The 13,666-nt window shown below is 62.9% G+C and carries 14 protein-coding genes; 8 read left to right on the forward strand and 6 right to left on the reverse strand.

Translation table 11 applies throughout. The annotated features are described in order from the left end of the window. Nucleotides 1-622 (forward strand): FadR/GntR family transcriptional regulator (locus tag ACTG4J_RS11165; protein WP_439139543.1); only part of this gene is annotated, 622 nt, incomplete at its 5' end. 17 nt (nucleotides 623-639) lie between these two features. On the opposite strand, the gene ACTG4J_RS11170 is transcribed toward ACTG4J_RS11165, so the two are convergent. Both ACTG4J_RS11170 and ACTG4J_RS11175 read right to left on the reverse strand, forming a co-directional pair. Then, nucleotides 640-1,479, reverse strand: a complete 840-nt coding sequence (locus tag ACTG4J_RS11170) for a bifunctional allantoicase/(S)-ureidoglycine aminohydrolase (RefSeq protein WP_439139545.1) — start codon at nucleotides 1,477-1,479, stop codon at nucleotides 640-642. 102 nt (nucleotides 1,480-1,581) lie between these two features. Next, nucleotides 1,582-2,322 carry an SDR family NAD(P)-dependent oxidoreductase gene (locus ACTG4J_RS11175; protein WP_439139547.1) on the reverse strand — a complete coding sequence of 247 codons (741 nt, stop codon included), beginning with the start codon at nucleotides 2,320-2,322 and terminating at the stop codon, nucleotides 1,582-1,584. Nucleotides 2,323-2,503: 181 nt separating this feature from the next. On the opposite strand from ACTG4J_RS11175, the gene ACTG4J_RS11180 reads away from it, so the two are divergent. The 5 genes from ACTG4J_RS11180 (at nucleotide 2,504) to ACTG4J_RS11200 (ending at nucleotide 7,395) form a co-directional block, all read left to right on the forward strand. After that, nucleotides 2,504-3,178 (forward strand): GntR family transcriptional regulator, encoded by a 675-nt coding sequence (locus tag ACTG4J_RS11180; protein ID WP_439139549.1) that lies wholly within the window; start codon nucleotides 2,504-2,506, stop codon nucleotides 3,176-3,178. 97 nt (nucleotides 3,179-3,275) lie between these two features. Then, nucleotides 3,276-4,268 (forward strand): Bug family tripartite tricarboxylate transporter substrate binding protein, encoded by a 993-nt coding sequence (locus tag ACTG4J_RS11185; protein ID WP_439139551.1) that lies wholly within the window; start codon nucleotides 3,276-3,278, stop codon nucleotides 4,266-4,268. Nucleotides 4,269-4,334: 66 nt separating this feature from the next. Further along, on the forward strand, nucleotides 4,335-4,808 hold the full coding sequence (locus ACTG4J_RS11190; protein ID WP_439139552.1) for a tripartite tricarboxylate transporter TctB family protein: 474 nt from the start codon (nucleotides 4,335-4,337) through the stop codon (nucleotides 4,806-4,808). A gap of 37 nt (nucleotides 4,809-4,845) precedes the next feature. Further along, nucleotides 4,846-6,369: a tripartite tricarboxylate transporter permease gene (locus tag ACTG4J_RS11195; RefSeq protein WP_439139554.1), complete on the forward strand. Its 1,524-nt coding sequence runs from the start codon at nucleotides 4,846-4,848 to the stop codon at nucleotides 6,367-6,369. A 3-nt stretch (nucleotides 6,370-6,372) separates the two neighbouring features. Beyond that, on the forward strand, nucleotides 6,373-7,395 hold the full coding sequence (locus tag ACTG4J_RS11200; protein ID WP_439139555.1) for an Ldh family oxidoreductase: 1,023 nt from the start codon (nucleotides 6,373-6,375) through the stop codon (nucleotides 7,393-7,395). On the opposite strand, the gene ACTG4J_RS11205 is transcribed toward ACTG4J_RS11200, so the two are convergent. Genes ACTG4J_RS11205 through ACTG4J_RS11220 form a run of 4 tightly spaced genes read right to left on the reverse strand, consistent with a single transcriptional unit; the run spans nucleotide 7,392 to nucleotide 11,208 of the window. Next, nucleotides 7,392-8,660, reverse strand: coding sequence for an aminotransferase class V-fold PLP-dependent enzyme (locus ACTG4J_RS11205; protein WP_439139557.1), 1,269 nt, complete (start codon nucleotides 8,658-8,660; stop codon nucleotides 7,392-7,394). The genes ACTG4J_RS11200 and ACTG4J_RS11205 overlap by 4 nt on opposite strands. 24 nt (nucleotides 8,661-8,684) lie before the next feature. After that, complete coding sequence (locus tag ACTG4J_RS11210; protein WP_439139559.1) at nucleotides 8,685-9,152, reverse strand: PaaI family thioesterase; 468 nt, start codon at nucleotides 9,150-9,152, stop codon at nucleotides 8,685-8,687. 7 nt (nucleotides 9,153-9,159) lie between these two features. Beyond that, on the reverse strand, nucleotides 9,160-9,945 hold the full coding sequence (locus tag ACTG4J_RS11215; protein ID WP_439139561.1) for an enoyl-CoA hydratase: 786 nt from the start codon (nucleotides 9,943-9,945) through the stop codon (nucleotides 9,160-9,162). 21 nt (nucleotides 9,946-9,966) lie between these two features. Continuing rightward, entirely contained in the window at nucleotides 9,967-11,208 is a 1,242-nt protein-coding gene (locus ACTG4J_RS11220; RefSeq protein ID WP_439139563.1) for a CaiB/BaiF CoA transferase family protein, read from the reverse strand. A gap of 110 nt (nucleotides 11,209-11,318) precedes the next feature. Here ACTG4J_RS11220 and ACTG4J_RS11225 point away from each other — a divergent pair, with 110 nt between their 5' ends. Together ACTG4J_RS11225 and ACTG4J_RS11230 are read left to right on the forward strand one after the other, a co-directional pair. Continuing rightward, complete coding sequence (locus ACTG4J_RS11225) at nucleotides 11,319-12,017, forward strand: GntR family transcriptional regulator (protein WP_439139565.1); 699 nt, start codon at nucleotides 11,319-11,321, stop codon at nucleotides 12,015-12,017. 31 nt (nucleotides 12,018-12,048) lie between these two features. Then, nucleotides 12,049-13,572 carry a malonate--CoA ligase gene (locus tag ACTG4J_RS11230; protein WP_439139567.1) on the forward strand — a complete coding sequence of 508 codons (1,524 nt, stop codon included), beginning with the start codon at nucleotides 12,049-12,051 and terminating at the stop codon, nucleotides 13,570-13,572. Nucleotides 13,573-13,666: the final 94 nt, after the last annotated feature.

Below are 13,666 nucleotides of genomic sequence, written 5' to 3' on the forward strand. Positions count from 1 at the left end.
CCTGCGCGAGGCCATCGCCGAATTGCAGGATCGCGGGCTTCTGGCCACGCGGGCAGGTGCCGGGATCTATGTCGCCGATGTGCTCGGCTCGGCCTTTTCGCCCGCGCTGATCCGGCTGATCTCCAGCCATGATGAGGCGGTCTTCGATTACATCGCCTTTCGCCGCGATATGGAAACCATCGCCGCCGAACGCGCGGCGATCCACGGCTCGGATATCGACCTCAAGGTGATCGACGCGATCTACCAGAAAATGGAAATCGCCCATCGCAAGCGCAACCCCGCCGACGAGGCCGAGCTTGACGCCGAGTTTCACCTCGCCATCCTCGAGGCCAGCCATAACGTGATCTTGCTGCATATGATGCGATCGATCTTCGATCTGCTGAAACAAGGCGTCTTCTTCAACCGGCAGATGATGTTCAAAAGCCGCACGACGCGCGATCTGCTGCTCGATCATCACCGCGCGATCAACGAAGCGCTACAAGCGCGCGACGCGCCTGCCGCACGTGCCGCGATCGCCGAGCATCTGAGCTATGTCGAAAGCCGTTTGGGCGAATTGCGCCGCGCCGAGAAGAACGAGGAAATCGCGCGGATGCGCTATGAGCACGAGAAAGAGCGGGGCTGACCCCCGCCCCGCTGTGCCTAGAGGTTCAAGGCCATGTGGCGGTTCACATCCTTGTAAAGCAGATAGCGAAAACGCCCCGGCCCGCCCGCGTAACAGGCCTGTGGGCAAAACGCGCGCAGCCACATGAAATCGCCCGCCTCCACCTCGACCCAATCGCGGTTCAGCCGATAGACGGCCTTGCCCTCCAGCACGAAAAGCCCGTGTTCCATCACATGGGTTTCCGCGAAGGGGATGGAGCCGCCGGGCTCGAAGGTGACGATATTGACATGCATGTCATGGCGCAGATCGGCGGGGTCGACGAACCGCGTGGTGGCCCAACGCCCCTCCGTGCCGGGCATGGGTGTGGGGGCGACAGCGGCGTCGCTGGTGAAAAACGCCTCGGGCTGGTCGATGCCGTCGACCGCGACATAACGTTTGCGCACCCAGTGAAAGGTCGCCGGCGCGTCGCTGCGATTGGCGATGGTCCAACCGCTGCCGGGTGGCAGATAGGCATAGCCGCCCGCGGTCAAGGAATGTTCCGCACCATCAAGCGTGACCACCACCTCGCCGCCCACCACGAACAGCACCGCCTGCGCGCCTGCCTCGGGCTCGGGCAGGTCCGAGCCACCACCGGGCGCGATCTCGACGATGAGCTGGGCGAAGGTCTCGGCAAAGCCGGTCATCGGGCGCGCGAGAACCCAAGCGCGCGTGCTGTGCCAATGCGGCAGAAAGCTTGTCACGATATCGCGCATCACGCCCTTGGGAATGACGGCATAGGCCTCGGTAAAGACGGCGCGATCGGTCATGATTTGCGTTTGCGGCGGATGACCGGCAAGCGGGATGGCGTAGCTGTGGTGCGCGTCAGGCGAAAGGGGCATGGCAATCTGTCCAATATCAAAGAGCTTGGGCACGCATCCCGCACCCAAGCGCATGCTTGCCCAAGAGGGACGATGAAGAAAAGGCCAAATCGCCGCCTTGGTCTAGGTCGCCTCGCCGCCATTCACCGCGATCATCTGGCCGGTGACGAAACGCGCTTCGGGCGAACACAAGAAGGCCACGACCGCGGCGACATCGCCCGGTTGGCCCATAACGCCCGCCGGAATGGATTTGACCCGCACGGGATCATCTTGCGTGGCTGTCTCATTGCGGATCTGCCCCGGTGAGACGACATTGGCGGTGATCCCATGGATCGCGAATTCGCGCGACACCGCCTTGGTCAGCCCCCAAACACCATGCTTGGCCGCCGAGATCGGTGCGCCCTCGAAATAACCGCGCATTGCTTTCATCCCGGCGAAATTGACGATCCGGCCCCATTTTGCGGCAACCATATGCGGCAGCACCGCACGGCTGAGCCGAAAGGCCGCCGTCAGCGCGGTGTCCAGCACCCCATCCCAATCGGCATCCGTGGTTTCCAGAAATGGTTTGTGCGGGCGGATCGCCGCGTTGTTGACGAGGATGTCGATACCGCCGAACCGCGCCTGTGCGGCCTCCATCATGCGCGCGACATCATCGGCCTTTGCGACATCGCCCATCGCGAGCAATGCCTGCGCACCCGCAGCCGTGACACCAGCGGCGGTTTTCTCGCAGCCCGCTACATCGCGCGCGCCATTGATCACCACATTGCACCCAAGTGCCGCCAGTTGCAGCGCGATGGCGCGGCCGATATTCTTGCCCGACCCCGAAACGAAGGCGGTTTTCCCCAAAAGCGGACGATCCGTCATTGTGCCATTTCCCCTTGTTTCATGTCGTTTGCGCCAAGCATCACGGGCAAGACGCCCGCAATGTGCGACCCATGCGCCGCCCATTGCGCCAAGCTTGCCCTCGGGATCGGCGTAGCGATCCTTTGTCCGGCAATCAACAGAATATTGTTGACAATCCATTCCGCTCGGCTTGAATTGCGCCATGGAGATCGATCAAGACATCCGCCACGCCACCATGTTCAAGCGCCAGCGTCCACTGGTGCTTGAGGTGCGCGACGAATTGGAACGGATGATCTTGCACGGCGACATCGCACCCGGCGAACGACTCAATGAATATGCCTTGGCGGAGCAACTCGGCGTCAGCCGCGCCCCCGTGCGCGAGGCGGCCCGCTCGCTCGAGCGCGAGGGGTTGGTGACCGCCGTCGCCAATCAGGGCGTCTATGTGCGCAAACTCTCGGTCGATGACGCGCTCGAGCTTTATGACCTACGCGCGTTGATGGCCGGTCACCTGTGCGCCGCACTCGCCCGGCGCGCCGATGCGGCCATCAAGGCCGAACTTCGCGATTTCATGGCGCGCATGGACCGCGCGATCGCCGCAGGCGAAGAGGCAAGCTATTTCGAGATCAACCTCGCCTTTCATGATCGGATCGCCGAAGCCGCAGGGTCGGAGCGTGCGCGCGCGCTATATGTCGCCTTGGGAAAAGAAGTGCGGCTGATGCGTCGCCGGGTGCTGCATGGCACGCCCGCGCTGCAACGCTCGAACCGCGAACATGACCGTATCGTCACCGCGATCGAAGCGGGCGATGCCGAAGCCGCCCGCGCCGCAGGGGCAGGTCATCACGAGAACGGAAAGAAACGATTGCTGGATACGCTTTGAAAGCCGCTGACGGCTATGTGCCCAGCCATCGACGCGGGATCTGCCCACAGGAGGGGGCGCCCCGCATCGCGACGAACCAAAACCCAGGGAGGACTACATGACACTTCAAACCGGACCCATCGCAGATCGCATCAAACTTGGCGTTCTGGGCATGGCCTTGGCAGCGCCGATCGCGCTGGCGGGCGCTGCGCATGCACAAAGCTATCCCGATACCAACCAGACGCTCGATTGGACCATCGCCTTTGGTCCCGGCGGCGGCAATGACATCATGGCGCGCACGATCGTCGACATTCTGGCCAAATACGACCTCTACCCCGGCGAGATCTCGGTCGAGAACCGCGCCGGTGGTTCGGGTGCCGTCGGCTGGGGCTATCTCTACGCGCAGTCGGGCTCGGGCTACGGGATTTCCACCACCTCGGGCAGCTTCGTGACCACGCCCTTGCAGGCAGACACGCCGTGGCAGCCCGCCGATTTCACCCCCGTCGCCCTTTTGGCGACCGATGACCTTGTGCTGGTCGTGAACGGCTCGTCGGATATTCAAGACATCGACCAGTTCATCGCACATGCCAAGGCCAACCCGATCACCATCGCAGGCACGGGCACGGTGAACGTCGACTTCATCGTTCCCACGCTGTTTGCGCAGGCGGCAGGGTTCGAGTTCGAATATGTCTCGTTCAACTCGATGGCCGATCAGACCACAGCCCTTTTGTCGGCTTCCGTCGATGCGATGGTGGGCAACCCCGGCGAGATCCTGGGCCTGATCGACAGCGGCGATCTGCGCGCGCTGGTCTATTCGGGCGCAAGCACCCCCGAAGCATTGGCTGGCGTTCCCACCATGGGCGATGTGGGCCATGATATCGGCGTTTCGATGCCGCGCGGCCTGATCTTGGCACCCGATGCCCCCGCCGAGGCGCAAGCCTTCTGGATCGAAACCATGCAGCGCGTGGTCGAGACCCCGGAATGGGCCGCCTATATCGAGAACAACACGCTGACACCGACGATCGTCTATGGCGAAGAGTTCCGGACCTTCCTCAACCGCACGCAAAACGGCTTTGCCGAGGTGCTGCGTTCGGTCGGCGCGATCCAGTAAGCCTTCTCGGGCACAGGGCCGGGCGCGATCACGCGCCCGGCCTTTTTTGAACCTCACGGGGTAGCCATGCGCATCGTCTTCTTGATCGTCCTGCTATGCGGCGCGGTCTTCTACACCTACATCGCCTTTGCCGATCTGAACTTCATGACCCGCACGGGCAGGCTTGGGCCGGGCTTTTTCCCACGGCTTGTAGGGCTTGGCATCGTCGTGATGACGCTTTGGGCCATTGCGGATGCCTTGCGCGACCGCCGCGCCCTGTCCGCAGGTGGCCCCGCCCCGATCGATGTCGAACCCGATGCGCGTTGGCGCGACTTCATGCTGCTGGTGGTGCTGGTGCTCGGCTATGCGGTGTTGATCCGTCTGTTCGGTGGCTGGATCTCGACCGTCGCCTATCTGGGTCTTGCGCTTTTCTTGCTCAACCCCGGCAAGCATCTGCAAAACGCGCTGGTCGCAGTGATCTTTCCCACGACCGTCTACCTGCTGTTCGATCGCGTGCTGAACGCGAATATGCCGCCCGCCCTAATCAATCTGCCGTTCTGAACGCGCTGGCACCGCCGCGCGTCATTGGGAGCCAAGAATGGACATTTTCTCAGATCTCGTGATGGGTCTGTCGATCGCGATCACGCCGATCAACATGCTTTACCTGCTGGCCGGTGCGATGGTGGGCATGATCGTTGGCGTCATTCCGGGTTTTGGCCCTTCGGCCGGTCTGGCGATCTTGCTGCCGCTGACCTTTGGAATGGACCCCGTCGGCGCGATCATGATGCTGGCTGCGATCTATTACGGTTCGATGTATGGCGGTACGATCACCTCGATCTTGCTGAATACGCCCGGCGAAAGTGCCACCGTCGCCTCGACCTTCGACGGCTATCCGCTGGCCAAGAACGGCCGGGCGGGCCCTGCGCTGGTGATGCAGGCCGTGGCCTCGTTCGTGGGCGGCACGGTGGGGGTGATCTTGATCACCATTCTCGCGCCGATGTTTTCGCAAGTCTCGCGCAGCTTCGGACCGCCGGAATATTTCCTTTTGGCCATGATGGGCATGCTGACGCTGATCGTGATGATCGGCTCGAATTGGAAGCTTGGCATCATCTCGGCACTGATCGGCTTCGCGCTCGGCACTGTCGGCGTCGATTTGGAGACGGGGCAAAGCCGCTACACCTTTGGCTCGGCGGAACTGATCGGAGGCATCTATTTCATTCCGATCGCCATCGGCCTGTTTGGTCTGGGCGAGCTGTTTTATGCCTTTTACTCCGGCATGCACCGCACGGGATCGGGCGGGCTTGTGCAATATGACAAGGAAAGCCGCTTTTGGCCCACCGCGCAGGATTTCATCTCGACCCGCTGGACGATGGTGCGCGGCTCGATCCTTGGCTTCGTCGTGGGGGTGATCCCCGGCGCCGGGGCGACAATCGCCTCGCTCATGGCCTATTCGACGGAACGCTCCCTCTCGAAGAACCCTGAGAATTTCGGCAAGGGTGAGATGGCGGGCCTTGTCGCGCCCGAGACAGCGAACAACGCCGCCTCCTCGGGGGCGATGATCCCGCTGTTGACGCTGGGCATTCCCGGCTCTGCCTCGACCGCGGTGCTGTTGGCGGCCTTCTTGCTGTGGGGTTTGCGCCCCGGCCCGCTGTTCATGGGTCAAAACCCGGAACTGGCATGGGGTCTGATCGCTTCGATGTATCTGGGCAACATGGTGCTTTTGGCGATCTCGGTCTTCGCGATCCCACTTTTCGTGCAGATCATCAAGGTGCCTTACCGCATCCTTGGCCCCTGCATCGTGGTGATCTGCGCGCTTGGCACCTTTACCGTGCATGCCAGCTTCATCGAGATGTGGCTGATGGTGGCCGCAGGTATCATCGGCTTTTTCATGCGGCTATACGGCTTTTCGCCCGCGGCTCTTGTCTTGGCCCTTGTACTTGGCCCCTTGGCCGAAGAAGCGCTGCGCCAGACCATGACCATCTCGCGCGGGTCGTTCGGGATCTTTCTCGACCGTCCGGCATCGGTCTGGATCATCGTGGTGACCATCGCGCTGCTCTTGATCTTGCCGTTGATCGGGCGGATCGGGGCACGCGCCAAGGCGACCAAAGAGACAGCGGGCTAGGCCATGCCCATCTTGGATGAAACGCAAGCGCGGGCCCTTGTCGCCCGCGCTTTCGCACAAGCCGGGGTCTGCGCGGCGGGGCTGGCCGAAGATGGCGCCCATGCTCTCGTGCTGACCGAGATGATGGGGATCACCACCCATGGCATGGGCCGTGTCGGTGCCTATGTTGACCGCTTGGCGGCGGGTGGGATGAACCCGGCCGCACGGCTGATCGTCACCGCCCCTGCCCCGGCCCTGCGGCTGATCGATGCGCAGGCGGGGCTTGGCGCGGGCGTGGCACTCCAAGCGCTGCGCATCGGCATGGAAGCAGCGCGCGAGATGGGCATGGCCGGTGTCTTCATCCGCAACGCCACCCATTTTGGAGCCATCGCGCCACTTCTCTACATTGCCGCCGAGGCGGGCTTTGCCACAATCATCACCAGCAACACCGCGCCGATGATCGCACCCCCCGGAGGGCGGGCCGCAGGGTTGGGCAATGCGCCCTTGGGCATCGGCCTGCCGCATGCGCAAGGCCGCCACCTGATGCTCGACATGGCGATGTCGGTCGTCGCGCGGTCCCGCCTGCGCGAGGCGATGGCAAAGGGCGAGGCCGTGCCAGACACATGGGCGACCGATGCCGATGGGCGGCCCACCACCGATGCGCGCGCGGCCATGGCGGGGCTGATGCAGGCGATCGGCGGGGCAAAAGGTGCCGCGCTGGCAGCAAGCCTCGATATCCTCGCCGCCGGTCTGGCTGGGGCGGCGATGCTGTCGGAAATACCCGACACCCACAAGACGCCCGCGACCCAGCCCAATCTTGGGCAAATGATGCTGTTGATCGACGCCGCCCGTCTGGCCCCGCAAGCGGCCCTGTCGGCACGGCTGGACGATGCGGCCGCGATCCATGCCGCCATCCCTGCGCTGGACGGCCATCCGGCCCCGCGCCTGCCCGGCGCCCGCGCCCTTGCCGCACTGTTCAAAGCAAAGGCCGAGGGGATCGACATCCCCCCGGCCCTGCTGGATGAATTGGAGCGTCTGGCGGGTTAAGCGGCGGCTTCTGCGGTCTCGACGATCTCGCGCATGGCTTGAAGGAACTGCGCCACCTCGGCCTCGCTGTTGTAATGGCACATCGACACGCGGATCGCGGCATCAAGCCCCAAGGGCGTCAGGATATTGCCCGAATAGTGATCAGCCTTGCGCGTGTGGGTGCGAATACCGCGTTCGCGGAGCTTTGTGACGACATCGGGGGCATCCATCCCCGCAACGGTGATCGACACCAACCCTTCGCGCCGGGGATTGTCGATGCCGCCAAGAATCGTGACGCCCGCCATTTCCTTGAGGCCCTTGAGATTGCCGATGCCGTGGATCATGGCCTGCGTCAGCTCATGCTCGAGCTGATGGATCGCCTCGCCCGCGGCCACGATGCGCGCACGCCGGTCGGTCGTGTCCGAGACCTGCGCGCCCAACCAATCGAAGTAATCAACTACATCCGAAAAGGTCACATAGGCGCCCGTGTCGCGTGTACCGAATTCCCAAGGGTTGCCCGGCGCGTCGATCAGATGCTCATGCTTGAGGGCGTGCAGCCGGTCGCTGATCCATGCCACGCCGTAGCCATGGCGCGAGAACACCTTGTAGGGCGAGACGACATAGCCATCGATATCGTAGCTTGCGATATCGAGCCGCCCATGAGCCGCGTGCTGGATGCCATCGACGATGATGATGCACTCGGGTGCGATCGTGCGGATGGCCTTGGCGATTGCGCCCACATCCACCCCCATGCCCGTCACGGGCGAGGTGTGCAGGATGGTAGCGACCCGCGTGTCGGGCGTGACCTCAGGCAGATAGGCACCCGCATCGACACAGCCCGTTGCATCGTCATGGGCGACCAGCACATGCGGCTTGCCCGCAACCTCGGCCCAATGGCGCGCGGCGCTGCGCGTGGCGGGGTGTTCCAGCGTCGAGCCAAGCACACGGCCGGCCCCCGTGCCGACGATCGCGGTGCGGATCAGGCGAAACAGCAACTCCGTCCCGCTTTCGCCCACGAAAAACTGGCCCTTGGGCGCGTTGAAGAACACGCGCATGTCGTCCTTGGCCTTGTCGATGAAGGCCACCAGCGCCTTGGCGGCCGGGTTGTCGCGGCCCTGATTGTCGGGGATCGCCGCGAATTTGGCCGAAGTCTCCACGACGGAATTCAACGTCAGCGCGCCGCCCGCATTCTCGAAGAAGACGCGCGGCCCCTCGAAGGGGCAGCTGTCGACATGGGCAAAACGGCTACGGATCTCGGCCACAAGGGCGGGCTTGTTGGTGATCATGCGAATTCTCCGTGATGTCGGCGCTCAGCCGGGCATTTTCCATGTCGCCGTGGCATGAGCGGCAAGCTTCATGTCGGCATCGTAAAGATGGCTTTCCATGAAGGAAATACTGCGCCCGCGCTTGGTAAAGCGCCCCTCGCAGGTCACAAGCCCGCCTGCCACCGGGCGCATGAATTGCACCTTCATCTCGATCGTGGCGCCGGGCCCTGCGACCTTGGCCACCAGATGACCCATCGAGATATCCATGGCGGACGCCATGACACCGCCATGCAGCACCCCTTGAGGGTTTTTCAGCATGTCGTTGACCGCGAAGGTCAGGCGACAGATCTCTTTTTCAGGGACAGGCGCCGCTTCGGGGAGATAGGCAAAGGACAGGCCCAGAAAGCGGGCGAAAAAGAACCGCTCGAAGGCCTGTTCGTGATCGTCAAGCGCTTGATCGAGGCGCGCGCGCGCCTCGGCCATGTCGATCCGGGACGGTTTGTCCTTGCTCATCGGCCTGTCACGCCCCGATGAAGTTGGGCTTGCGCTTTTCCATGAAGGCGCGGCGGCCCTCGATGTAATCTTGGCTGTCAAAGCACGCCTTGACGCGGGTCTCGCATCCGGCCAGATCGCGCGCGCTTTCGGGGGCGACGGTCTGGCCCACGATGTATTTCACCGAGCCGACCGTCATCGGCGCGTTTTCCGCGATCATGCGCGCGGTATCCTCGGCCACCTGCGCCACCTGATCATCGGGCACGACGCGGTTGACCAGACCCATCACGCGGGCCTCTTCGGCGTCGAACCGGCGGGCGGTGTAGAAAATCTCCTTGGCAAATGAGGGGCCAACCACATCGACCAGACGCTTGATACCGTAATAGCCGTAGCCAAGACCCAGCTTGGCGGCGGGCACGGCGAAATTGGCCCCCTGCCCGCAAATCCGCAGATCGCAGCACAGCGCCAACGCCATGCCGCCGCCAATGCAAAAGCCGTCGATCTGCGCGATGGTAGGCTTGGGGAAGGCCTCAACCATGTCATAGACGCGCTTGGTAGTGGCGTTGTAATGGGCCACCGCCTCTTCGCTGGCGCGCTCGCTTTCGAACTTGGAAATATCGGCGCCCGAGACAAAGGCTTTGCCGCCCGCCCCCGACAAGATCAGGATGCGCACGCTATCATCGGCCTGAAATCGGGTCACGGCCACCTCGACCGCCTCCCACATCTCGAGCGAGACGGCGTTGCGCTTTTCGGGCTGGTTGAAGATGATGCGGGCGATATCGCCCTTTTGCTCGGTCAGGATCTTGTCGGTCATGTTGTGTGGTCCCTTGGGTCGTCAAATGGCGCCGGAGGCTTTCATGGCGGCGATCTCCGCCGCGGAATAGCCGATCTCGGCCAAGATATCGCTGGTGTGCTGACCGGCCAGCGGTGGCGGCGCGGCAATGGTGCTGGGGGTGCGGCTCATGATGATGGGTTGACCCACCAACTCGGTGGCACCCCGCTCTTGACTGACCACAGGCTGAGCCAGCCCCAGATGGCGCACCTGCGGGTTGGAAAACACTTGGCCGATATCGTTGATCTCACCGGCCGGCACACCGGCATCATTGAACTTGTCGATCCACACCGCCGTCGTATCGGTCAGCGTGATCGCCTCGATCTCGGCGTTGAGTGCGGCGCGGTTTTGCGACCGCGCGGCGGCGTTGTGGTAACGCGCATCGTCGATCCAATCGGCCCGGCCCATGCTTTCGCAGAACTTTTGCCAAATCTGGTTGCCTGTCACCGCGATATTCATATGGCCATCGCTGGTCTTGAACACGCCCGTAGGGATGGTGGTCGGGTGATTATTGCCCGCCTGCTGCGGAATATCGCCGTCCATCAAGAAGCGCGCAGCCTGAAAATCGAGCATGAAGACCTGTGCCTGCAAAAGCGAGGTCTGCACCCATTGCCCATGGCCCGAGTGCTGACGCTCGAAAAGCGCGATCAAGATCCCTTGGGCAGCGAAAAGCCCGGCGCACAGATCGGCGATGGGGATGCCCACACGCATCGGGCCTGATCCCGGCTCGCCCGTGATCGACATCAGCCCGCCCATCCCTTGCGCGATCTGGTCGAAACCGGGGCGGTCGGCCAGCGGCCCATCCTGCCCAAAGCCCGAGATCGAGGCATAGATGAGCCGAGGATTGGTCATCGACAGCGTGGCGTAATCGATGCCAAGCCGTGCCTTCACGCCGGGGCGGAAATTCTCGACGATGATATCGGCGGTATCGGCGAGCCGTTTGAAAGCCGCCACACCCGCAGGTGATTTCAGATCGATCGTCAGGCTGCGCTTATTGCGGTGAAGGTTCTGAAAATCGGGGCCGTGACGCGGGCCGCCGAACTGCGCCTCGTCCACAGGGGCTTCGATCTTGATGACATCAGCCCCCCAATCGGCCAATTGGCGCACACAGGTCGGGCCGGATCGCACGCGTGTCAAATCAAGGACGCGCAACCCCTTCAACGCTGCGCTTGCCACGGGTGCCGGAGTGGAATTCTCGACCGTATTTCCAGCATGTGCGCTATGTTGGTTTGCAGGCGATGTCATGCGTCCTCCCCGTGGTGCAACCCCCGATAATCATGTATGTGAAACGTCGATGCTTGACAATAAAAATGTTAAATGTTGACAAAAACATCATCGAAGGTTGAGGTGGCGACATGGTGAAACCGGTGAAGACAATCGGACTGCAGCGCGCGACGCTTGCCGGCGAAGTGCGCGGCGAGATCGAGCGCATGATCGTCAGCGGCGAGCTGGCCGCGGGTGAAAAGCTCAACGAGCTTTCACTGTCCAACGTCATGGGCGTCAGCCGCGGCACCGTGCGCGAAGCGATCCGTTCCTTGGCCGATAGCGGGTTGATCGACCTGATCGCCAACCGGGGTGCCTTCGTCCATAGAACAACCTTGACCGAGGCGCGCAATCTTTATGATCTGCGCGGCGCCATTTTCGCGATGGCCTGTGCGGCGGCGGCGCGCCGCCTGCGCGAAGGGGCGGAGGCACGGCTGATCGCCCAGCTCGAGCGCAACCTCGAACAGATGCGCAATGCCTATGCCAATGGCGACACGGCCAAATACTATGCGCTCAATATCGAGTTTCACGACATGCTGCTGGCGGCCTCGGGCAACCCCAAGGCCAAGGTGACCTATGACAATCTGGTGCGCGAGATGCACCAGTTTCGCCGCCGGGGCCTGTCGCTGGTCACCAATGTGGCCGAGTCGATCACCGAACACGAGGCGATCACGGCCGCCATCGCCTCGGGCGATGAAGATGCCGCACGGCGCGCGGCCTTCGACCATATCACCGGCGGTTTCAGCCGCTACATGACGCTGGCTGAACCGCAATCCAATAGCGACGCCTGAGGCGCTGACACGCAAGACCCAAGGATTTGGCATGACGAACCCGCTTTACGATGCGCTCTTCGCCCCGCATGAGGGCAAATCGACCCCGTTTCTGCATCTGGCCGATGGCAGCACGCTCAGCCATGGCGCATTTCTGGATCTTGTCGACCAGACGGCACATGCGCTGGTGTCGCTTGGCCTCGTGGCGGGCGACCGGGTCGCGGTCCATATCGAGAAATCGCCCCAAGCGCTGGCGCTTTATGCGGCCTGCATCAAGGCCGGTGTCGTCTTTTTGCCGCTCAACACCGCCTATACGGCCAAGGAACTGGAATATTTCGTCGGCGACAGCGAAGCGGCCCTTTTCGTTTGCGACCCGGCAGAGGCAGATGCCATGGGCCCCATCGCGGCGGCGGCGGATGCGCGGCTCCACACGCTTGGCGGCGATGGTGGCGGGAGCTTGTCCGATCTGGTGGCGAGCCAACCCACGGGCTTTCACGCCGTACCAAGAAACGCCGATGACCTCGCGGCGCTCTTGTACACATCGGGCACCACCGGGCGCTCCAAGGGCGCAATGCTGACGCAAGCGAACCTCTTGTCCAATGCCCGCGCGCTGGTCGATTGCTGGCGGTTCAGCGCCGATGATGTGCTTTTGCATGCGCTGCCGATCTTTCACAGCCACGGGCTTTTCGTGGCCACCAATGTGATGCTGCTTGCGGGCGGCGCCATCATTTTCTTGCCCAAGTTCGATCTGGAAACCGTGCTGGCGCGGCTGCCGCAGGCCACGACCATGATGGGTGTGCCCACATTCTACACAAGGCTGTTGGATGATGCGCGCTTCGACCGCGATCTGGTCGGGCATATGCGGCTGTTCATCTCGGGCTCGGCCCCGCTTTTGGCCGAAACTCACCGCAGCTTTTTCGACCGCACCGGGCACCGCATTTTGGAACGCTACGGCATGACCGAGACCTCGATGAACACCTCGAACCCCTATGATGGCGAACGGCGCGCAGGCACGGTGGGCTTCGCCCTGCCCGGCGTCGCGGTGCGCGTGTGCCATGCCGAGACGCATGAAGAACTGCCCCAAGGCGAGATCGGCGTGCTGCATGTGCGTGGCCCCAATGTCTTCAAGGGCTATTGGCGCATGCCCGAAAAGACCCGCGAAGAGCTTTTGCCCGATGGCTGGTTCATTACCGGCGATCTGGCCCTGATCGATGCGGATGGCTATGTCACCATCGTGGGGCGCGGCAAGGATCTGATCATTTCGGGCGGCTACAACATCTACCCAAAGGAGATCGAGATTTTCCTCGACGCCCAACCCGGCGTCAAGGAAAGCGCCGTGGTGGGCGCACCGCATCCCGATTTCGGTGAAACCGTGGTGGCGATCTTGGTCCCGCAATCCAAAGGCGCGATCGATCTTGACGCCATCGAGGCCGCTGCGCGCGCCGAGCTTGCGGGCTTCAAGCGCCCCAGAAAGATCGAGATCCTCGACGCGCTTCCCCGCAACACCATGGGCAAGGTGCAAAAGAACGAATTGCGCACCCGCTTTGCCGCGGCCTTCCAACCCAAGGCCAGCTAAAGGGCACCGCCCGCAACCGCGCGGGCGGTGAACACATCAGCGTTCGATCGGACGCTGCTGGCCCGACATTCCATAAGCATCTTCATCATGGAGC

The sequence above is a fragment of the Roseicyclus sp. genome (genome assembly GCF_965662675.1).
In the GTDB taxonomy this organism is placed as follows: Bacteria; Pseudomonadota; Alphaproteobacteria; order Rhodobacterales; family Rhodobacteraceae; genus Roseicyclus.

What these genes read in the sequence shown, in the direction of transcription:
- ACTG4J_RS11170 (WP_439139545.1), bottom strand. Translation starts at nt 1,479, where the DNA reads ATGCCCCTTTCGCCTGACGCGCACCACAGCTACGCCATCCCGCTTGCC.
- ACTG4J_RS11175 (WP_439139547.1), bottom strand. Translation starts at nt 2,322, where the DNA reads ATGACGGATCGTCCGCTTTTGGGGAAAACCGCCTTCGTTTCGGGGTCG.
- ACTG4J_RS11180 (WP_439139549.1), top strand. Translation starts at nt 2,504, where the DNA reads ATGGAGATCGATCAAGACATCCGCCACGCCACCATGTTCAAGCGCCAG.
- ACTG4J_RS11185 (WP_439139551.1), top strand. Translation starts at nt 3,276, where the DNA reads ATGACACTTCAAACCGGACCCATCGCAGATCGCATCAAACTTGGCGTT.
- ACTG4J_RS11190 (WP_439139552.1), top strand. Translation starts at nt 4,335, where the DNA reads ATGCGCATCGTCTTCTTGATCGTCCTGCTATGCGGCGCGGTCTTCTAC.
- ACTG4J_RS11195 (WP_439139554.1), top strand. Translation starts at nt 4,846, where the DNA reads ATGGACATTTTCTCAGATCTCGTGATGGGTCTGTCGATCGCGATCACG.
- ACTG4J_RS11200 (WP_439139555.1), top strand. Translation starts at nt 6,373, where the DNA reads ATGCCCATCTTGGATGAAACGCAAGCGCGGGCCCTTGTCGCCCGCGCT.
- ACTG4J_RS11205 (WP_439139557.1), bottom strand. Translation starts at nt 8,660, where the DNA reads ATGATCACCAACAAGCCCGCCCTTGTGGCCGAGATCCGTAGCCGTTTT.
- ACTG4J_RS11210 (WP_439139559.1), bottom strand. Translation starts at nt 9,152, where the DNA reads ATGAGCAAGGACAAACCGTCCCGGATCGACATGGCCGAGGCGCGCGCG.
- ACTG4J_RS11215 (WP_439139561.1), bottom strand. Translation starts at nt 9,945, where the DNA reads ATGACCGACAAGATCCTGACCGAGCAAAAGGGCGATATCGCCCGCATC.
- ACTG4J_RS11220 (WP_439139563.1), bottom strand. Translation starts at nt 11,208, where the DNA reads ATGACATCGCCTGCAAACCAACATAGCGCACATGCTGGAAATACGGTC.
- ACTG4J_RS11225 (WP_439139565.1), top strand. Translation starts at nt 11,319, where the DNA reads ATGGTGAAACCGGTGAAGACAATCGGACTGCAGCGCGCGACGCTTGCC.
- ACTG4J_RS11230 (WP_439139567.1), top strand. Translation starts at nt 12,049, where the DNA reads ATGACGAACCCGCTTTACGATGCGCTCTTCGCCCCGCATGAGGGCAAA.